Here is an 18,694-nt window from a genome sequence, read left to right on the forward strand (position 1 = left end):
CAGAAAGGTAAAAGCGAATGGACCAGCTCGGCGCTATCACTATGTTCGTGGCCACGGCAGATCAAGGCAGTTTTACGCGCGCGGCCTCCTACCTGGGCAAAACCACGTCGGCTCTGACCCGGGCGGTAACCCACCTTGAGACGGAATTGGGCACACGTCTTTTTGAGCGCTCTACCCGCCGAATTGCCCTAACCGAGGCCGGACAGATCTATTTGGCAAGCGCTCGACAGGTTCTGATTCAGCTACAGCAAGCTCGGGAAGATCTTGCCCAACTCCAGCAGGAGATGTGTGGCACCTTGCGCGTGGCGGCGCCACCGTCCTACGCTCCAGCGTTTCTGAATGCGGTGTGCTGTCGCTTTCTTGATAGATACCCACAGATGCGTCTGGAGGTAATTCTCACCGAAGAGTTCGTGGACCTGCTTGAGGGCAGCTACGATCTTGCTGTGCGTGACGGACCTGTGGGGCCGGATCTGATTGCCCGACCACTGACCGTCAACCGTATCCGACTTTGCGCTAGCCCACGCTATCTAGAGCGCAAGCCTCTAGAAGTCCTACCGCAAACGTTCGATCAACATGACTGGTTGATCTATCGACACCCTGCACTGAACCCGCATTACTGGTGGTTGACCCATGAAGGCGAGCGCCGGCGAATATTGCAGCCTGTGCCACGCCTATCTAGCGATAACTATGATCTTCTGTTTAATGCGCTGCTGGATGGGCAGGGATTGCAATTTTGTCCACAGTGGAGTGCAGCTCCCTATCTGCGGCGTGGCGAACTTGTGCAACTGCTCCCCGATACAGACCCGGACCCGGAGCAATTCGGTTCTACAGTCCATGTGATCTATCCGGCACACAGACGCCACACACGCAAACTCCTGGCTTTTGTTGAATGTCTTGGTAACTACCTAGAAGAAGAGGCGCTGCATTAAAGGGGCAGCGCGGCACTGAACAAACGTGCTTATGGAGAAGGATTTTTATGCCGGACATCAGTGGATAGCCCCCCCCCTAAATGACCGGCTGTTATGGGTCGATTTCTGCCTGTCGCCACCCTCAGCTTTGGGGCTTGGGGCTGGCGACCAGTTAAACATTGAGAGTCAGGATGGAGTGATGGTATTAAAGCCAATCTGGGATCGACTCCTCCCCCTTATGGTTGAGACTTCAATCGACACGAACCTATTGGGTGACCCGCGGTAACCGAATGCGGTTCAATGCCAGGCAAGCGAGCTAACTGAGAGTACCCACTACATCGACTTGACCGAGACCACTTCCACAAACTTGAATTTTTTTCTGGCCGTCTTAGTAGCTTCTTGTTCTGCAACTAGGGAACTCAGCGTATCGGCCTCATGTACCATCTCGTGCATCTCGCCTTCAAATTCATTTCCCACACGGAGCGTAACTCTCAACCTAGGTGTGAAGCCTTTTGAGACTGTCTTTTTCTTCGCTGCCTTCACCGGTTGCACAATCACAACATCCGGGACTGTGTCCTGCACGTCTGAGTTAATTGCCGGAGCAGAGGGCTCAGAATCACCGAATAGCGCCCGGCGCATCTCATCTTCCATCAATTTTGTATTCATACCATTTCTCAGAAGAGAGTTATCTATAACCTGATCGATTCTATCAGGATGGCCGGACTCTGTAGTAAAGCGTCGCTGGGGTCAGACCTGAAGTGGTAGAGGGCCCGCAGATACCGGCGAGCGTCAGCGTCAGTCCATCTGCTGCCTATCATGGCGGGCAGCTGTCGGGGGAAACATGCCGTCTTTTGGTCGCAATCTCCCATCGGATCCTGACACACATTTAAATGATACTAGCGTCAACATTCCCACTGTCGTAGCGTCCAGTTCCAATAAATGCTTGGGTGATCCAATTCTAAAGCTGTCGATAGATGCCATGTTTTTGCCATAGGCGGGCGTCACCGCCATCGAAGAACAGTTGTCCGGCGGGCGGTTGAGTGCGGATGCAGGAGGTAGTTCATCTCTATCGAACACCGTTACGGATGAATTACTCGTCTGCGCTGATAGCCGTATCAGGCCGGCAAAGCCAAAAATGCGCCCTGCGGTTGACTAGCCTCCAATGCGGGGCCGACAAAACGCGGAGAGAGTGGATAAATCACGCCCCGCGTCCGAGCGATGCCGCCTGGAATGTGGACCGCATCCAAGGAGCGCTGGCTATGTTCGCCAGCGAACAGACGAACAGCCCTCCAAGTCTCCACACTCAAGTTGAGAAGTTACGTCCACCAAGCGCTGCTCGGTACTGGCGCAATGCGTTGGCGCACCTATAAAAATGCACGCAATTGTATGATGCGTTTCAGGCTCAGGACCTTATGAACAGCATATGGACACGCCTACAGAAGGTATTTTCTCGTTCGTCCGGTTTTTGGCGAACCCGTCTGTTTCCTCCACCTCGATTCAAATACGAGCCCATATTGCGCTCGGAGCTTTTCAGCGCCGATCAGATGGCCAGTCACGGCATCGCCTTGGCCGGGCAGCATCGCCTGACCACGCTGTCCGCACGAGACTCGATGCTGCTCAGGCTCGATGACAACGAGGAGTTGCTCAAACGCAGCAGCACGGCGCTGGCCAACGCGCAAATTTCCAGCCGGCGAGTGACGCCGGCAGCGGAATGGCTGCTGGACAATTACTATCTGATCGATGAAAACATTCGCACCGCCAGAACGCACCTGCCCAAAGGCTATAGCCGTGAGTTGCCACGCCTGATCAACGGCCCGTCGGCGGGGCTGCCTCGCGTCTATGACATCGCGCTGGAGACCATCTCCCACGGCGACGGTCGAGTCGATGAGGAAAGCCTGAGCCGCTTCATTTTTTCCTATCAGACCGTGATGCCGCTTGCGCTGGGCGAACTGTGGGCGATACCGATCATGCTGCGTCTGGCGTTGATCGAAAACCTGCGGCGTGTGGCCTCGAGGGTTATGGCCAACGCCGACGAGCGCAATCTGGCCGATGACTGGGCCGAACACCTGATCGAAACCTCAGAACGAGACATTAAAAGCGTGGTACTGACGGTTGCCGACATGGCCCGCTCCGCTCCGCCGATGAGCGCCGCCTTTGTCGCCGAATTCACCCGCCGCCTGCAGGGCCAGAGCGCGGCGCTGGCCCTGGCGCTGAACTGGATCGAGCAAATGCTCGGTGAGACCGGCTCCAGCATCGAACGCCAGGTACAGCTCGATGCGCAACAACAGGCAGCGGATCAGGTGTCGATTGGCAACAGCATCGGCAGCTTGCGCCTCCTGTCCGCTACGGACTGGCGCTCGTTCGTCGAGTCGATGAGTCATGTCGAGCAGATTCTCAATGAGGATCCGGCAGAAATTTACCGGGCGATGGATTTCAGCACCCGCGACAGCTATCGGCATGTCATAGAACGCCTTGCCCGCAGAAGCCCCCAGCACTCGGAAATCCAGGTCGCCCGCGCCGCGATCAATCTCGCCGCAGCAGGAGCCGCTTCAGTCCCCTGCGAACTGCTGGCCCGCCATGTCGGGTATTACCTGATCAGCGCAGGGCTGCCGACGCTGGAGCGACGACTCAATGCCAGGGTGCCGCTTCATGAGCGCTGGAAACGGTTGTTGCAGCAGTCACCGCTGATGTTTTATCTGGCGCCGGTGGCTGTTCTGACGCTCATCTTCGCCTGGCCTTTACTATCCTCCGCGCAGCGCGACGGGATGCCCGATGTGGCGCTTCTGCTGATGGCGATTCCTTGCCTGATCATGACCAGCCGACTAGCGATCAGCCTGATCAATTGGTTGGTGACGTTCAGTCTGTTGCCGACGACGCTGCCGAAAATGGATTTTGCCAACGGTATTCCCGATGGCGCGCGAAGCCTGGTGGTGATTCCGACGCTGATCGCCAGCCTGGCCGATGTGGACGAACTGGCGGAAGGTCTTGAAGTGCGGTTTCTCGCCAACCGCGACAGCAACCTGTATTTCGCGTTGCTCAGCGATTTTCTGGATGCGCCTGAAGAGTCTCAACCGCAAGACGCCGAGCTGCTCACACAGGCCTCCCATGCAATCACCCTGCTCAACCGAAAATACGCGGACGGACTCAGCGACCGATTCTTTCTGCTGCATCGGCCGCGTCGCTGGAACGCGAGCGAACGCGTGTGGATGGGCCACGAGCGCAAACGCGGCAAGCTGATTGAACTCAACGCCCTTTTGCGTGGCCGTGGAGAGGAACGCTTCAACGCCATCGTCGGCGACATCACGCCATTGCGCGGGGTGCGTTACGTGATCACGCTGGACACCGACACCCTGCTGCCGCGCGATGTCGCTCGCCAATGCGTGGCGGCCATGATGCACCCGTTGAATCGTCCGTTGTTCGACAGTGACGGCGAGCAGATCATTTCCGGCTACGCGGTGTTGCAGCCGCGAGTGGGCATCAGCCTGACCAGCGCCACGCGCTCGATCTACGCCCGGCTGTTTGGCAGTGATGCCGGCGTCGATCCCTACACCCGGACGGTATCGGACGTTTACCAGGACCTGTTCCAGCAAGGTTCCTTCATCGGCAAGGGCATCTACGACGTGGACGCGTTCACCTGCGCCCTGGAAGGTTGCTTGCCGGATAACCAGATCCTCAGCCACGACCTGATCGAAGGGTGTTATGCACGATCCGGCCTGCTCAGCGACGTGCAAGTCTACGAGCAATACCCCTCGCGCTACGGTGCCGATGTCAAACGACGGCATCGCTGGGTTCGCGGCGACTGGCAACTGCTGCCGTGGACATTGCCCTGGGCGCGTAACGCCGACGGCAAGTGGGTACGCAATAGGCTGAGCGTCATGGCACGCTGGAAGATTCTGGACAATCTGCGACGCAGCTTGGAACCGCTGGCGCTATTGCTGATGTTCGCATGGGGCTGGTTTGCCAGCAGTCAGCCAATGAACTGGACCCTGACAGTCATCGGGTTGATGGTGATTCAACCGTTGCTGCGAGCGGTGACCGATCTGATGCAGCCCCCCGCAAATGTGCCCTATGGACAATACCTCAGGGCGCTGCTGGATGATCTGGCACAAGACCTCGCCCGGGCTGGTCTGACGCTCGCCTGGCTGCCCTTCGAGATGTTCTACAGCGCCGACGCCATCCTGCGCTCGCTCTGGCGAATCGGCTTCAGCAGACGCCGGCTGTTGCAATGGCAGCCTTCGCGCGAGGTGGAGCGCACCACCGAAAACCGACTGTCCGGCCTTTATCGCCAGATGTGGATCGCGCCGGTGTCGGCCCTGATCTCACTGGCCCTGCTGGTGAAGGATCCGCAGACGCTGGCCATCGCCAGTCCGCTGCTGCTGTCGTGGTTAGTGGGCCCCTGGATCGCTTGGTGGCTCAGTTCGGCACCCAAGCAGTCGGTGTTCGCACCGTCGACGGACGACTTGCGCTTCTTGCGGTTGTTGGCGCGCAAAACCTGGGCGTTCTTCGATCAATACGTCGGGCCTCAGGATCACTGGCTGCCACCGGACAACGTGCAGGAAGAACCCAGGCCTGCCATTGCCCATCGCACCTCGCCGACCAATATGGGCATGTCACTGCTCGCCCACCTGGCCGCTCACGATTTCGGTTACTTGAGCACCGAACGGCTGCTGTCCCGGCTTGCGGCGTCGCTGGACAGCATGGACGGGCTGGAGCGTTATCGGCAGCACTTCTATAACTGGTACGACACACAGACCCTCCAGCCGCTGCGTCCGCATTACGTCTCCACCGTCGACAGCGGTAACCTGGCGGGCCTGCTGCTGACCTTGAGCACCGGCATTGCGCAGCTTGCAGACGCCCCGATGTTCGGCCCTGCCGTGATCAAGGGCCTGCGCGATACCCTGGATATCCTTGCAGATTCCCAACGCGCCTCGGGGTCGGATGAATTCGCCCTGCAACTGAGAAAAGGCCTTGAACCGGTCTCGCAAGCTGCGACCCCTGAAGCGCTGGCAGACCTGCTGCACACGGTTCGCATCATGGTCACGGACAAGCAAGCGGACACCGACGAGGAAAGCCTCTACTGGCGAGAAGCGTTTACCCGTCAATGCATCGACTGGACAGAATGATGCCGGGCGCGAAAAATACGCGCCCTGATGCGAGATAAATAGCTTCAGGTTCATTTGCACCCTTTGCAATAGAATTTCAAAACAGGCCGGCCGGTTCGGCCTGAATGTCCCAGCTGAATATCAGTACCTCCTTCGCCTCGCTCCCTTTCCCACCGCCAACGGTGTACTTAATGTCGGTTGTGTCCATGTGATAGCCGGCAAAGACTCTGCGAATATCTGGGTGATCGTTGAGGCTGATGATGGCCTTGCCTTTGATCTCGCCCAGGAGCTTGGCCATCAACTCGTACTGATCAAATTCGAACGGTACACCGTAGCCCTCGGTCTGCCAGTACGGCGGGTCGCAATAGAACAGCGTGTGTTCGCGGTCGTACTTCTTCATCACCTCGTACCAGCTCAGGTGTTCTATATAGGTGCTGCTCAACCGAAGGTGAGCAGCTGATAGGGTTTCTTCCAGTCGCAGCAAGTTGAGGCCTGGTGGTGTGGTCGTGGCGGTGCCGTAGCTTTGGCCGTTTACATGGGCACCGAAGGCCGACTGCTGCAGGTAATAGAACCTAGCTGCCCGCTGTATATCGGTGAGTGTCTCCGGTCGGGTCATCTGCAGCCACTTGAACACCTGGCGGCTCGATAAAGCCCATTTAAACTGCCTGACGAACTCCTCCAGGTGGTTCTGAACGACACGGTAAAGATTGATCAGGTCACCGTTGACGTCATTGAGCACCTCCACCTCGGCCGGCACTGGCCGGAGGAAGAACAGCGCAGCACCTCCGGCAAACGGTTCGACGTAGCAGCTATGAGCTGGAAACAGTGGGAAAATCCGGTCGGCGAGGCGGCGTTTGCCGCCTATCCAAGGGATGATCGGTTGTGCGTACATGGTGCCTCCTGATGGCTTGGTGCGCTCAACGGCGGTGTCAGGAGGCTCTCGGCCTTCAGGTGATTGAGTGTTCGACAACGCGGACACTTGATTTGTAATTCAATAAAACCATGCACTGCGGCCAACTTCCGACCGCAGTGCCCACAACGTATTTCTTGCATCATCTGCAAACCTTTTGCGCTTCTGGTAGGCTCCCTGCCGCTCGCGCGTGAGCAGAGGGCCTTGGCTGGCTTGCAGGATTCGTCTGCTGGTTGGCGGTCAGCTCAAGTGCTCGAACACTTGAGCTGACCGCCCTCTTTCTAGAGCTAATCGCTTCTCACAGGTCGCTAGGACGCTTGGTCGACAATCCATTGCTGGGGCACAGGTCGGCCCTCTACGTTGGGAAACTCAGGCGATTGCGGCCAGCTACGTAGTGCTTGCATATAGCTTAGAAGCTCAGAGAATTGGGTTACTCCAAGAGTCGTGGGCAAGCCCATGTCCTGCTCGTCACGATGACGATCTCGGAGCCATTTAATGCCATCCAACGCTTCATCTCGCCATGCGCGCTCGACCATCGCGACTTGTTCAGCAGTTGGGGGTGGAGGGGCTTGTAGAACCGGATAACCGTCAGCGGTTGCTACCACCACACGCTTTTCCTGCATGCCTTTAATGAGCAATTCGCGATACTCGCTAGTAATTTCTATCGATCCAGCGGGCAAAGCGCTGTTGATTCTTGAGTCATAGAAACCACCCGTTTCAGAACTCCAATAAATCTTCATTTAGAACCTCATTTTCCGATTGCAATGTATCGAGCCCCAAGTGATGCGCTTGATCCTCTTGACACTATTGAGGACGCATCCCTAGCTGAAGCTGCCAGATACCCAATGGATCCCGACCCTGCCGTGTATCCGTTACAGACCATCACCTGCATGAAGGTGTTGGGGAAGGCGGTTGGAAGAATGGTAATGACGTCATCTACTGCCGAGTTCACTTGGCCAGTTTGAATGATGTATCCCCCTAACCAGGTTGGAAGGGCGATGTACCCCGCACCCGTCGGAGCTGACCAATAGAGAACGAATCCTGCTCTGAGCTTTTTTGAGGTAACGGCGGCAGTATCATCGGTACCCGCGACAACCTGGCTCTGCGTAGCAATCTTTAACCATCCAAACGCTCCCTCTGTAGCCTGGGTGATGACCTTTGCGATGGCTTGAAAAACACGCAACGGAGTCATGGGCAAGGTGTTATCAGTTCCGGTTTCTGCCTGCAGCTGGGACGGCAGACCAATCCCATAGCCGTCAAGAGTGGTTGGCCGTCCAGTGGTGATTTTCGACCAGTCCAACACGGGTATGTCACCTGCCGCGAGACTGGACCCAGCCGTAACCAATCCCTTGGCGTTGACAGTGACTTTGCCGTAGGTACCCGCAACGACGCCGATATTGGATAGGGTGAACCCTGCGGACACATTACCGCTGCCATCAAAAGAAACCGACCAAGTCCCATCACCGGTCAACGAAATCGTGCGGGCAGTCGCCAGAACACTGGCCTTGCCCGAGGCCGTATCGCCAGACTCCAGAGCGCCTATATGCTGTTTGAGGTAAGCGGTTCGGTTGGCCAGCTGTTTGCCTTGTAGGTTGTCGATACCTTCCGGGCCGCCCAATACGGGGTCGGATGTTTCAAGCTGGTAAATGCCCGTTGTCCATTCGGCTATTTCAGGTAGATCGGCCATTAGCTGCTCCCATGGTTGTATTGGCCGTCGCGGCGAGCGAAGCCGTTATGCCTGATAGCGACCGACTGATAGTCGAGCGACACCAGCCGGCAGCGAGCTGGAGCGACGGAAAGAAGAAGGCGGCGCAAAAGCGCAGCTTGGTCATTGGTGATGGCTCGCTCAAGGAAGACCCTATAAAGCGGCCATGCAGAAGGATCTCCGTGGACATGGCTTCCATCCCTGGTGATGGAACCATCACGCACCTGGTTCCCCAAGCCTTCCTGAAGCGTCACCTCGCCGAAGCCGAGCAGACGTATGACTTCGCGGATTGCCCAGGGCGTGCCTTTGTAGCGATGCAGCTGAGCAGAGTTCTTGATCAGGCTGCGTTTAGCGTCCTCCGACTCGGCCAGCATCCAGGCGGCCTCATCGAGGAGAGAGAACTGCTCTGCCAAGGTTGGTAGCAACTGGGGTTTCACCAGGTCGACCAGGTAAACCAACATTGCGTCAATATCGAGGCTGTCCAGCGTCTCATTGAGCATCTTGCAAAGCAGAGCAAAACGTTCGTCACTCGCCAAGGCTGGTGGTAGCTGCTGGTCAGCCATACGCCACACCTGCATCTACCAGCTGGATCGAGGTGCAGTTAGCCCACTCATTACCGATCAATTCACGCAGGGCGCTCGGGAACTCCAGATCAGCCCGATAGACGCCATTCACCTGCAGCAGCGCGGTCAGTTGTTCCTGGACAATATCGCGACCGAGCCCTGCACGTCGTTCAACGGCATAAACTTCAGCCGCAGCTTTGGCTGCCTTCATGGCCTCAGTTCGATCTGCCGTGTTGTAGAAGGTGATGCGAGCCTTGATCTCGTAGGTAACTTCGGTTGGTGAATAGGCGTGAACCGTATCGCACAAAGGGCGCAGCTTTTCGCCACTGACCTGGTCTTTGACCCGTTGCAGCAGGTCCGCCGAGGGCAAGCCCGTTTCGGTCAGAGGGAACAAAGCAACATGACCATCCGGTTGCCCTTCGTCCGGTCCATGGACGGCAACATCAATGATCGACTGATGCACAGCCAGGGCGTGATAACGATAAGCTCCACGGCTACCGGCATTGCTGAAGGCTTCGGGTGCCAGGATGATCCGCTCGCGATAGCGGTCGTCTTCTTCGTCCTCGGCACCATCCGCCGTGACAATGGTGTTTGTCGCAGTCAGTCCAGATGCAGGCGGATTACCAATACTGCTGATTTGGCCCACAGCCCAGCCATTGCCAAGCTCACCAGCGGTCAGACAGGTTGCCGTCACGCTGATCTGGGCCTGGCCAGCCGGGATGATGACGTCTTGGTCAGTGAGAAAGGCGAGCTTGGCGTCCTGGGTACTGACGCGAGTTCCGGCCCGAATGAGTAAGGGCTGCTGCACTGCCGCTGGCATGCTGAATCGAAGCGCACAACGCGCAGGCACCGCCAACAGTCTAGGTGTGGCGACCAACTCACCGAGGTAGTCAAGGATTGGTCCTTTCGCAAACCGAACCAGCAGTTGCTCACCCGCATTCTGAATACCCATCTGCAGACGGGTCACGGCGTAGGCGATTTGGTCGATATACAGCCGCTCAACTTGGGCTGGATAAAGTGTTTTGTTCGCCTTCGCCTCGTACCTTGCGATCAGATCCGCCTCAGTTGCAGCCGGATCTATCTGGATGAATATTGGCTTAGGCAGCTCGCGCATAGGGCACCTCTGTCATCTGGACGACACCATCCGCAACCCGCCACTGCACGCGCAAGATGACGCGTGAGTCCTCAATGAGCACCAGTACCTGGACGACTGAAACTCGGGTTTCCCAACGACGGATAGCGTCGACTGCTTCACGCACCAGGTGCGGGGTCACACGGTTGACGGGCCAGTCGATGTACAGATTGATGTCGCTGCCAAACTCTGGACGTTGGGCGTCACTGCCTTTGGGTGTGGTCAGGATGATGCGGATGGCTTGGTCTATGTCGCGCAAGCCCTCGACCACCTCGCCGGATGTTCCGAGGGCAGGCTGCCAGTGGGCGGCGGTGATGCTGGTATAGGGAATGGGCGTCGTCATGCGCCAATGATGAGATGACTAGTAAGAGCTAGCTTTTAATCGAGTTTAAAGACGGGCAACATCAGCAAAACGCACCTTAGGAATTCGTATGAACATTTGGGAAGTAAAACAGCTCTTTTTATTCATCGCTTTTGTGGTGCCCGGCTTTATCAGTTTAAAGACGTATGCACTGCTCCAACCGACTCAATTCAAAGACACATCGCAGCAATTGATCGACGCCGTTGCGTACAGCTCTGTCAATTACGCCTTACTAATCGGCCCCATTTACGCGGTTGAACACATCAACCTCCGGTCAAGCTACCCAACGCTATATGTCCTTTTTTATGTCGTAGTACTGCTGCTTGCCCCCATAGCGTGGGCTTGGGCGTTCTTATGGTTAAGAAAAACACAGCTTCTGCAGCGTTCAATTGCACATCCGACAGGCAAACCATGGGATTTTGTCTTCAACCAACGAGTCCCCTACTGGGTGATTGCTACATTGACTGATGGCCGCCAGGTCGCCGGACTTTACGACTCGAAATCCTTTGCCTCAAGTAGTCCAGCGCAGGAGCAAATTTACCTTCAGGAAGCTTGGGTGTTGAATGAGGGCGGTGGATTTGAAAGGGCAAGAAATGATTCAGCAGGCATAATCATCCTTGCAAAAGAAATCGCTACACTTGAGCTGTTTCACCTCAAAGCCTCACAGGAAAATGACAATGTCGAGTAATAAAAGTGGTGGTTCCGAGAAGTATGGTTACCAACCAAGCAAGGGCGACTCTCATCCAACAAAAGATGGCTATGCACCGCCGCCAACCAGCGAAAGGGCACCGGCTCCGCCACCCAAAAACCCGTAAGCAATCACTCCGCTAGCGGTTTTTTGATTGAACCCAGACAGAAAGGAAGGAAGAGAAAAATCATGACGGATAATCAGAATAAAGGAAGGGCCAGTGGTCAAGGTCCAAAGCAGGAGTTCCGAGATGGTTACTCTCCGAAACCTACAAGCGAGAGCAAACCTGTTTCGCCACCGCCTAAGAAACCCTAACAAATGGCCCCAATCGGGGCCGTTTTTAATGGCTGTGATGGTTCGAGTTCCCGCCACTGTCCATGACGGTTCCAGTGGCTTCGACATTGCCGTCGACCAGCAAATTACCTTTCATCTTCAGGTTTCCATTCAAGGAGACCTCCGGTACGTTCAACGTTGCTGACGGAGCCTTCACCACGACAGGTTCACCCGCCTCAACGGTGATGTTCCGACCACATTTCAACCGCAGTGCCCCCACACAATCCAGTGTCATCAACCCAGCTGCTCGGTCGTACGTCGAGACCGTCCCATCGCTGAAGCGCACATAGTCCGTGTCTTCATCGACAACTGGCGGCGGTTCGGCCGATGAGTAGATCCCGCCCAGGTACACGCCACCCACGCCATCGGCATCGAGTAGCACCGCGACCTGCTCGTTCAGTTCACCGATCGCAGCGGCGAAGCCATTTACCTGCGTGATGAAGAGACCGGACACTTCTGGTCTGCAGCGCCTCAACCCTGCCCCGGACAAGGCCCGTACCAGACCCGTCACGGTTTCGGTTACAGCGTGTTCGAACATGAAGAAGACGGCATTTACAGCGAACTATGGATCTACGTGGCGCTGGATGCGCCGATCAAATTCTCGCGGCTAGTGTTGAGCAACCGCTCGGGACGCCGCCGGTCATTGTCGGTCACAGGGTATGTGGAATGGGTGCTGGGCGATCTGCGCAGCAAATCGGCGATGCATGTGGTCACCCAATCGGATCCCGCCAGCGGGGCCTTCTTCGCCCGCAACGCCTACTCGGTGGAGTTTTCCGAGCGGGTGGCGTTCTTCGACACCGACACGATCGATCACGGTGTCAGCGGTGACCGTACTGAATTCATTGGCCGCAGTGGCACCCTCGCCTCACCGGCAGCGATGCAGCACGCCGGTCTGTCCGGGCGCATGGGCGGCGGTCTGGACCCTTGTGCCGCCCTGCAAGTGTCGATCGAACTCGGCGAGGGCGATACCCGGGAAGTCATCCTGCGTCTAGGGGCGGCGTCTTCCAGTAACGCCGCCACCCAGCTGGTGCAGCGTTATCGAGGCAGCCTGGTGGCCGCCGAGGAATTGCATAAAGTACGGGAACACTGGCGCTCATTGCTCGGGGCGATTCGTATTGAAACGGGCGTGCCTGCGGTCGACGTCATGGTCAACGGCTGGTTGATGTATCAGGTCATCGCGTGCCGTTTCCAGGCCCGAAGCGGCTACTACCAGTCAGGTGGCGCCATCGGTTTTCGCGATCAGTTGCAGGACAGCATGGCGATGATCCATGCCGATCCGGCAGCCGTGCGCGCGCACCTGTTGCTGTGCGCCGGCCATCAGTATGCGGAAGGCGACGTGCAACACTGGTGGCACCCGCCGATGAATCGAGGGGTCCGCACCGCCTGCTCCGACGATTTTTTGTGGCTGGTGGCCGCCACCAACCGCTATGTCGAAATGACCGCCGATGTGGGTGTACTGGAAGAGCCCGTCGGGTACCTGGAAGGACGCTTACTGGCGGCTGGAGAAGAGTCCTACTATGACCTCCCCGGTGAATCGCCCCTGCGAGAGTCCCTCTATCAACACTGCGTGCGCGCCATCGAACACAGCCTGCGCCGCGGTCATCACGGGTTGCCGCTGATGGGCTCCGGGGACTGGAACGACGGCATGAATCGCGTCGGCCACCTGGGTGCAGGTGAAAGTGTCTGGCTGGGCTTCTTCAGCTATCAGGTGCTGGAGCAATTTGCGGTGACCGCTCGCCAGCACGGTGATCACGCATTTGCCAAACGCTGCAGCGACAGCGCGGTGACACTGCAACGCAACCTCGATCAAACGGCCTGGGACGGCGCCTGGTATCGCCGCGCCTGGTTCGACGACGGACAAATGCTCGGCTCGGCGAGCAATGAAGAATGTCGTATCGATTCCATTGCTCAAAGCTGGTCAGTGTTGTCGGGGGCCGGCTCTGCCGTCCGCCAGATCAAGGCCATGCAGGCATTGGATGAGCATCTGATCAAACGTGACATCCGCGCCGTGCTGCTGCTGGATCCACCGTTTGACAAGGGCACCCTGGACCCCGGCTATATCAAGGGCTACGTGCCTGGCGTGCGCGAGAACGGAGGTCAGTACACGCATGCTGCCGTTTGGGCGGGTATGGCGTTTGCGCAGTTGGGTGAAGCCAGCAAAGCATGGGAACTGCTGAATCTGATCAATCCCGCCGCGCCTTCCAACAACGCTCAAATCGACACCTATAAAGTTGAGCCCTATGTCATGGCCGCGGATGTCTACGGCGCCGCGCCCCATGCCGGCCGAGGGGGCTGGACTTGGTACACCGGTTCTGCGGGCTGGATGTACCGGCTGATTGTCGAGTCGTTGTTGGGCGTACAACGCAGTGGCCGCACGCTCAGGATCGAACCACTGATACCCGTCGACTGGCCGGGCTTTGTCTTGCACTACCGCTTCGGCAAAACCCTCTACCACTTTGATGTGCGTCAGGGCAGTTCGACCTTCACCTCGATGACCCTCGACGGCCAGCCATTGAATGACGCTGCGCTGCCACTGGATGACGGCGGACTGGAGCATTGGGTCCGGGTAGATTGTCGCGCGCGGTCACCTAGGCCCCAAGCGCTGGAATTCGAGCATGCCGCCGATGAATAGACATTGATCACCAGCCATGGCATGCATGGGAGTACCCTGAGCGGGCACGCCCTGTTCCGCCACGGATGCTCTGTCATGCATGCCTCCCCCGATCCAAGCCCCAATCATTTACTGGCGGCGCTACCGGCCGTCGACCTTCAGCGCCTTGTTCCTCACCTGGAGCAGGTCAGTCTGGCGCTGGGAGATGTGCTGTATGAACCGGGGGACACCTTGCGGCACGTTTACTTCCCGACCGACGCCATCGTTTCCCTGCTGCATGTCACGGAAAACGGCTCGTCAGCAGAAATCGCCGTGGTCGGTAACGAGGGTTTGATCGGCATTGCACTGTTCATGGGCGGCGAAAGCACCTCCAGTCGGGCTGTGGTGCAAAGTGCCGGTGGTGCATTTCGCCTGCCGGGGCAAAAACTCAAGAAAGAGTTCAACCGTCATGGCGATCTGCTCCTGCTGATGCTGCGTTACACCCAGGCGCTGATCACGCAGATGTCACAGACCGCCTTGTGCAATCGCCACCATTCGATCGATCAGCAATTGTGTCGATGGCTGCTGTTGTCGCTGGATCGCCTGCACGGCAATCGCCTAAACATGACCCAGGAGCTAATCGCCAACATGCTGGGCGTGCGCCGCGAAGGCGTCACGGAAGCGGCGGGAAAACTGCAGCGTCAAGGCGTCATCGAGTACAGCCGGGGCCAAATCACGGTTCTGGACAGAGCGCGCCTTGAACGGCTCAGCTGCGAGTGCTACCTGGTGGTCAAGACCGAAACCGATCGGCTGTTGCATTACACCCGTCGTCAGGACGAGTGATGCGGCAATACCTGCTGTCCCTTAAACCTGTCAGCGAGCGGATATTGCTCCCGCTAACCTCGCATAAGACTAGGGCGAGTAAGCGCTCCAGGGACGGATGCAACGCGAACAGTGGGCCACAATTGATCGATGACCCGTATAGCTTTATGCGAAGTCCCCCAACTCCGCGCCACCAAGATGTCGCAGGCAGCGACAGACCACCTTTCCGGCGCCCCCCCCCCCCCCCGCTTTAGTAGATATGCGCGCGCGGCAGCTCTTCGGCACGGCCCTCTCCGTCGACGCTCATCTCAAGCTCTGGCATGCGATGCAAGCGAAAGGCTGCAACAAGGTGGTGGATGTTTGCGAAACGCATAACATTCCAGCGCTCAAGTGCATCTGCAATTTACGGCTTGTTCGATCTCTGGCGCTTCTATCGTGAAAGCCTCGACGAATGGTCTCGACTGGATAAGTTACGCAAGCCCGTGACAGCATCCATCACCTCAGCCGCTTGAGATTGCACGCTTCTATCTGGCGCAGCATCAGAGTTCAAAGAAGAGATTTAACGCTAGCTGTTTCCAAGTAATGAAACACTGTAGTCATAACCAGATATTTGCGGCACCGAGTAGTTCACGCGAGCCTGTTCAAGCCAGGCTCGAGTGCGCGAGATATCAAAACCAGATTTCGATGAGAACAGCCTGCCCATTAATTCGGCTGATATCCGAAAATGACCACACCCGGCCACGCAGCGAGTTTCAATCCAGAGCCCAGGCCTAAGTTGCGAGGGCGCCTCAGCGTTGCATATCAAACACTTCATGTAAGTCCTCCTAATGGCGAAGACTAGTATAGTCGAGGGCGAGGAAAAAGCATGGTAGCGTACCTATTTATATATCTAACGCTTTAAGGCCTTTTTCATTCTGGGAGCTCGACCAGCTGAAAATGGCACTGTCACTTTCGCGGATTAGCAAGCAGGCGCCTACATTGAACTTCTCTGCCTTGTGGTGGAATTGAGCTAATTAAGGAACGAGCGTGGAAGTTAAAAGATGCAATCTACCATCGCTTACGGGGTGGGTAATTTTTGTTGATGACGACCCAACCCTGCACATGTTGACGGTGGAAATCTTGGCAGAAATCGGCCTTCAGTCCTTGGACTTCGGAACGGCTGATGCTGCTTTTATTTTTCTACTGCAGACGCACGGTGGTTGTCCGCTGGTGATCGTGGACCAAGGGTCGCCAGGCCGACTTCAAGGTGGGGAGTTCATCGAGATGGTAAAGGCCAGATGACCGTCGACCTCTGCGATTCTGACATCTAGCCTTGAGCTTGAACCCGCTACGGTGCCTTGTTCAACAATCTATCTACAGAAGCCTTGGGCCATGGACGTTTCCAAGGCGCGCCCCTCTAAACCCCGGCTCTAGCGCTCCTATCCACGCTGACTACTCATAGAGCGCCGTGCAATCACGCCGCATTTCGTTGCCAAACTTTGCACAAAAATGAAACGACCGATCGCCAGCGGAGTCCCATGGCCCGCCTGGGCTACAGGATCTTTTGCACAACATCTGGATTTGCATAAAAAACGGACACAAAGCCCGTCGGCGGGATGGGGGTAAGTGCTTTTTCAACAGATTTTTCGTGGAATCTGATCGTTTGTGCTAGCTCGATCTCACTCCGCTTGCGGCCAGAAGCAGCCATTCAAATTACCAAAATTAGATTCATACATGAAAGACTTACATCGACAAACAGCTCGAACTTGCGGCTTGGATTGAAGGTGGCCAGTAAGGCAACGGGGCCTCCTGATGAGCGGCCCGCCCCTACTTGGACAGGAGAAAACTCAAAGCCCGGTGAAGCGTAAAGAGATCCGTGCCTTTCGAAACTCCTGAACTAGCTTAGATAGATGCCTTTCAAAGATTCTTCGGTCACGCTTTTCCCCGCCAACACGGAAACGATCTCCCCGACGCAAATCGCATACACCCGGGTCGCCATCTGGATGGCTTCCACTATTTTCTGTTCGACTAGCAGGATTGGCGTTTTACGCGAGCGGATCTCTCGAAGGGTATCCAGCAAAACCTCAACATTTTCGGTGAAAGTCCATTGGCGGATCATCCAAAATAAACAACTCCGGACGGGACATAATCGCCCGGGCAATGGACACAATTTGCTGCTCGCCGCCGGACATGGTGCCCGTTTGCTGCTTGCGTCTTTCCTTCAGCTCCGGGAATAGCTGATACATATCCTCGATATCTTCAGTAATGGCTTTGCGACCTATCTCCTGTTAACCGACGAGGTACCGTCAATTAGAAGTCATCAATATCAACTATACAGTTCCTACCCTTGGATTTTGCGTGATAGAGCGCACTGTCTGCGGAGATTAACAACTGTTTGAGAGTGGATCGCGATTCATTCATCGAGGCACACCCAATACTGACTGTGATTTTTATTTCCTCACCACCAGCATCGACACTAGATGCCTCAATGCTGCTCCTGAGTCGCTCCGCAATAACTGACGCTTCGAGGCTGTTGATCTTAGGCAACATAACGACAAACTCTTCGCCCCCAAACCTAGCTATAGTATCTCCGGGACGAAGAACTCCCTCAGCAATTTTCACTATAGACTTAAGAACTTCGTCGCCAATGGGATGCCCCCAGCTATCATTAACATGCTTGAAGTGATCGGCATCTAGCATGATTATCGATATTGAGTGCTCGTATCGATTTGCCCGAGCAAACTCTTTCTCTGCCAAGTTAAAAAAGTGAGCGCGATTAACTGCGCCTGTGAGGTGGTCTTTAGTGAGCAAATTGGCCAGATTATCACTCGACACCTTTCGCTCGGTGATATCTCGAAACACAACGGTATAGCCAGAAAACTCGTCATCTTCTTCACGCAGAACGGCAATCATTGTTTGAGCAAAAAAATTCTGTCCTGATTTGTGTTGGCAAAGATAGTCTCGTGAATGCCAACCTTCTTCACGTGCGAATGTGAGATGCTCATCCAAAACATCAACTTCCAAGGCGGATAAATTACAGAACCGGCGCAACGTCTCACCAATAGCCTCGGATTCCGTGTAACCAGTTAAACGCTCTGCCGAAGGGCTCCAGCTATTAATTATTCCCTGTTTAGTCAAACCGAGGACTGCGAAATCGTTAACAATCGTATAGATGGCGTCCAGCCATGAGTCTGTCTGCCTTAGTCTCCTTTCAGTTGCAACTTGGCAAGAGACATCAGTCAGAACAGTTATCAGAACCTCGTCGTTGACCTTTACAATTGTACATGCGAGAACAATACCTCCGTCGGCTGCGGACGACACGTGAACTCTATGATTTACACATATTGACCCGCAAGATTCTCTAAAACTCGTTACAAGGTTACGTAATTCAGGTGCCACGGAAGAAAGTGTTTCAAACAGATTTTCAAGGCCGATAGACTTAACCAATGGCATCAACAATTGTGTTGCCATGGGGTTAAGCATATCAATTTTTCCGCGGGGGTCGGTTCTTACCAGTCCTACTGGCGATAGATACATGAATGAAAGTAATGCTTCGTACTCTGACTCGATTGAGTCATTGTCCTGCTCAATGCTACTCATT

The 18,694-nt window shown here is 56.0% G+C and carries 18 protein-coding genes and 1 pseudogene; 6 read left to right on the plus strand and 13 right to left on the minus strand.

All coding sequences use genetic code 11. The features are described from left to right. Positions 1–17: 17 nt before the first annotated feature. On the plus strand, positions 18–929 hold the full coding sequence (locus ACA051_RS18375; protein WP_497303754.1) for a LysR family transcriptional regulator: 912 nt from the start codon (positions 18–20) through the stop codon (positions 927–929). 312 nt (positions 930–1,241) lie between these two features. On the opposite strand, the gene ACA051_RS18380 is transcribed toward ACA051_RS18375, so the two are convergent. After that, positions 1,242–1,574, minus strand: coding sequence for a hypothetical protein (locus ACA051_RS18380; protein WP_497371288.1), 333 nt, complete (start codon positions 1,572–1,574; stop codon positions 1,242–1,244). A gap of 746 nt (positions 1,575–2,320) precedes the next feature. Between ACA051_RS18380 and ACA051_RS18385 the strand changes: the two genes are divergently transcribed. Continuing rightward, positions 2,321–6,031, plus strand: coding sequence for a glycosyltransferase family protein (locus ACA051_RS18385; RefSeq protein ID WP_497371290.1), 3,711 nt, complete (start codon positions 2,321–2,323; stop codon positions 6,029–6,031). A 76-nt stretch (positions 6,032–6,107) separates the two neighbouring features. Here ACA051_RS18385 and ACA051_RS18390 read toward each other — a convergent pair whose 3' ends face one another. The 7 genes from ACA051_RS18390 to ACA051_RS18420 form a co-directional block, all read right to left on the minus strand. Continuing rightward, positions 6,108–6,902 (minus strand): DNA adenine methylase, encoded by a 795-nt coding sequence (locus ACA051_RS18390; RefSeq protein ID WP_497371292.1) that lies wholly within the window; start codon positions 6,900–6,902, stop codon positions 6,108–6,110. Then, on the minus strand, positions 6,872–7,066 hold the full coding sequence (locus ACA051_RS18395; RefSeq protein ID WP_165353270.1) for a Com family DNA-binding transcriptional regulator: 195 nt from the start codon (positions 7,064–7,066) through the stop codon (positions 6,872–6,874). Before ACA051_RS18395 ends, ACA051_RS18390 begins: the two co-directional genes overlap by 31 nt. Positions 7,067–7,228: 162 nt before the next feature. Beyond that, entirely contained in the window at positions 7,229–7,660 is a 432-nt protein-coding gene (locus ACA051_RS18400; RefSeq protein ID WP_129442746.1) for a phage tail assembly chaperone, read from the minus strand. Positions 7,661–7,668: 8 nt separating this feature from the next. Further along, positions 7,669–8,607 carry a gp53-like domain-containing protein gene (locus tag ACA051_RS18405; RefSeq protein WP_497371295.1) on the minus strand — a complete coding sequence of 313 codons (939 nt, stop codon included), beginning with the start codon at positions 8,605–8,607 and terminating at the stop codon, positions 7,669–7,671. Further along, positions 8,607–9,188 (minus strand): phage tail protein, encoded by a 582-nt coding sequence (locus ACA051_RS18410; protein ID WP_497371297.1) that lies wholly within the window; start codon positions 9,186–9,188, stop codon positions 8,607–8,609. Before ACA051_RS18410 ends, ACA051_RS18405 begins: the two co-directional genes overlap by 1 nt. Beyond that, positions 9,181–10,302, minus strand: coding sequence for a baseplate assembly protein (locus tag ACA051_RS18415; RefSeq protein ID WP_497371299.1), 1,122 nt, complete (start codon positions 10,300–10,302; stop codon positions 9,181–9,183). The genes ACA051_RS18410 and ACA051_RS18415 overlap by 8 nt, the downstream gene beginning before the upstream one ends. Beyond that, positions 10,286–10,663: a GPW/gp25 family protein gene (locus ACA051_RS18420; RefSeq protein WP_497371301.1), complete on the minus strand. Its 378-nt coding sequence runs from the start codon at positions 10,661–10,663 to the stop codon at positions 10,286–10,288. Before ACA051_RS18420 ends, ACA051_RS18415 begins: the two co-directional genes overlap by 17 nt. 88 nt (positions 10,664–10,751) lie before the next feature. Here ACA051_RS18420 and ACA051_RS18425 point away from each other — a divergent pair, with 88 nt between their 5' ends. Further along, positions 10,752–11,369: a DUF6338 family protein gene (locus ACA051_RS18425; RefSeq protein WP_497371303.1), complete on the plus strand. Its 618-nt coding sequence runs from the start codon at positions 10,752–10,754 to the stop codon at positions 11,367–11,369. A 340-nt stretch (positions 11,370–11,709) separates the two neighbouring features. Here ACA051_RS18425 and ACA051_RS18430 read toward each other — a convergent pair whose 3' ends face one another. Further along, positions 11,710–12,156: a phage baseplate assembly protein V gene (locus ACA051_RS18430; RefSeq protein ID WP_497371305.1), complete on the minus strand. Its 447-nt coding sequence runs from the start codon at positions 12,154–12,156 to the stop codon at positions 11,710–11,712. Between ACA051_RS18430 and ACA051_RS18435 the strand changes: the two are divergent. Both ACA051_RS18435 and ACA051_RS18440 read left to right on the plus strand, forming a co-directional pair. Beyond that, positions 12,106–14,334, plus strand: a pseudogene (locus ACA051_RS18435) (glycoside hydrolase family 94 protein); the annotation flags it as partial. The gene ACA051_RS18430 and the pseudogene ACA051_RS18435 overlap by 51 nt on opposite strands. 75 nt (positions 14,335–14,409) lie before the next feature. Beyond that, complete coding sequence (locus tag ACA051_RS18440) at positions 14,410–15,135, plus strand: Crp/Fnr family transcriptional regulator (protein WP_497303762.1); 726 nt, start codon at positions 14,410–14,412, stop codon at positions 15,133–15,135. 229 nt (positions 15,136–15,364) lie between these two features. Here ACA051_RS18440 and ACA051_RS18445 read toward each other — a convergent pair whose 3' ends face one another. Further along, on the minus strand, positions 15,365–15,487 hold the full coding sequence (locus ACA051_RS18445) for a hypothetical protein (RefSeq protein WP_497371307.1): 123 nt from the start codon (positions 15,485–15,487) through the stop codon (positions 15,365–15,367). Positions 15,488–16,140: 653 nt separating this feature from the next. On the opposite strand from ACA051_RS18445, the gene ACA051_RS18450 reads away from it, so the two are divergent. Continuing rightward, entirely contained in the window at positions 16,141–16,395 is a 255-nt protein-coding gene (locus ACA051_RS18450; RefSeq protein ID WP_497371309.1) for a response regulator, read from the plus strand. Positions 16,396–16,990: 595 nt separating this feature from the next. On the opposite strand, the gene ACA051_RS18455 is transcribed toward ACA051_RS18450, so the two are convergent. The 3 genes from ACA051_RS18455 to ACA051_RS18465 all read right to left on the minus strand — a co-directional run bounded on the left by ACA051_RS18455 (position 16,991) and on the right by ACA051_RS18465 (position 18,693). After that, positions 16,991–17,212 (minus strand): hypothetical protein, encoded by a 222-nt coding sequence (locus ACA051_RS18455; protein WP_497310689.1) that lies wholly within the window; start codon positions 17,210–17,212, stop codon positions 16,991–16,993. Beyond that, the gene (locus ACA051_RS18460; RefSeq protein WP_497371311.1) at positions 17,178–17,339 is read right to left on the minus strand and encodes an ATP-binding cassette domain-containing protein; all 162 of its coding nucleotides are present in this window, start codon (positions 17,337–17,339) and stop codon (positions 17,178–17,180) included. The genes ACA051_RS18455 and ACA051_RS18460 overlap by 35 nt, the downstream gene beginning before the upstream one ends. 64 nt (positions 17,340–17,403) lie before the next feature. Beyond that, the gene (locus tag ACA051_RS18465) at positions 17,404–18,693 is read right to left on the minus strand and encodes a sensor domain-containing diguanylate cyclase (protein ID WP_497371313.1); all 1,290 of its coding nucleotides are present in this window, start codon (positions 18,691–18,693) and stop codon (positions 17,404–17,406) included. Between the last annotated feature and the right edge of the window lies 1 nt (position 18,694).

The organism is Pseudomonas sp. LBUM1669 (genome assembly GCF_059695705.1).

What these genes read in the sequence shown, in the direction of transcription:
- ACA051_RS18455 (WP_497310689.1), bottom strand. Translation starts at nt 17,212, where the DNA reads ATGATCCGCCAATGGACTTTCACCGAAAATGTTGAGGTTTTGCTGGAT.
- ACA051_RS18380 (WP_497371288.1), bottom strand. Translation starts at nt 1,574, where the DNA reads ATGAATACAAAATTGATGGAAGATGAGATGCGCCGGGCGCTATTCGGT.
- ACA051_RS18400 (WP_129442746.1), bottom strand. Translation starts at nt 7,660, where the DNA reads ATGAAGATTTATTGGAGTTCTGAAACGGGTGGTTTCTATGACTCAAGA.
- ACA051_RS18390 (WP_497371292.1), bottom strand. Translation starts at nt 6,902, where the DNA reads ATGTACGCACAACCGATCATCCCTTGGATAGGCGGCAAACGCCGCCTC.
- ACA051_RS18445 (WP_497371307.1), bottom strand. Translation starts at nt 15,487, where the DNA reads ATGCGTTTCGCAAACATCCACCACCTTGTTGCAGCCTTTCGCTTGCAT.
- ACA051_RS18440 (WP_497303762.1), top strand. Translation starts at nt 14,410, where the DNA reads ATGCATGCCTCCCCCGATCCAAGCCCCAATCATTTACTGGCGGCGCTA.
- ACA051_RS18415 (WP_497371299.1), bottom strand. Translation starts at nt 10,302, where the DNA reads ATGCGCGAGCTGCCTAAGCCAATATTCATCCAGATAGATCCGGCTGCA.
- ACA051_RS18420 (WP_497371301.1), bottom strand. Translation starts at nt 10,663, where the DNA reads ATGACGACGCCCATTCCCTATACCAGCATCACCGCCGCCCACTGGCAG.
- ACA051_RS18465 (WP_497371313.1), bottom strand. Translation starts at nt 18,693, where the DNA reads ATGAGTAGCATTGAGCAGGACAATGACTCAATCGAGTCAGAGTACGAA.
- ACA051_RS18460 (WP_497371311.1), bottom strand. Translation starts at nt 17,339, where the DNA reads ATGTATCAGCTATTCCCGGAGCTGAAGGAAAGACGCAAGCAGCAAACG.
- ACA051_RS18395 (WP_165353270.1), bottom strand. Translation starts at nt 7,066, where the DNA reads ATGATGCAAGAAATACGTTGTGGGCACTGCGGTCGGAAGTTGGCCGCA.
- ACA051_RS18375 (WP_497303754.1), top strand. Translation starts at nt 18, where the DNA reads ATGGACCAGCTCGGCGCTATCACTATGTTCGTGGCCACGGCAGATCAA.
- ACA051_RS18425 (WP_497371303.1), top strand. Translation starts at nt 10,752, where the DNA reads ATGAACATTTGGGAAGTAAAACAGCTCTTTTTATTCATCGCTTTTGTG.
- ACA051_RS18410 (WP_497371297.1), bottom strand. Translation starts at nt 9,188, where the DNA reads ATGGCTGACCAGCAGCTACCACCAGCCTTGGCGAGTGACGAACGTTTT.
- ACA051_RS18385 (WP_497371290.1), top strand. Translation starts at nt 2,321, where the DNA reads ATGAACAGCATATGGACACGCCTACAGAAGGTATTTTCTCGTTCGTCC.
- ACA051_RS18405 (WP_497371295.1), bottom strand. Translation starts at nt 8,607, where the DNA reads ATGGCCGATCTACCTGAAATAGCCGAATGGACAACGGGCATTTACCAG.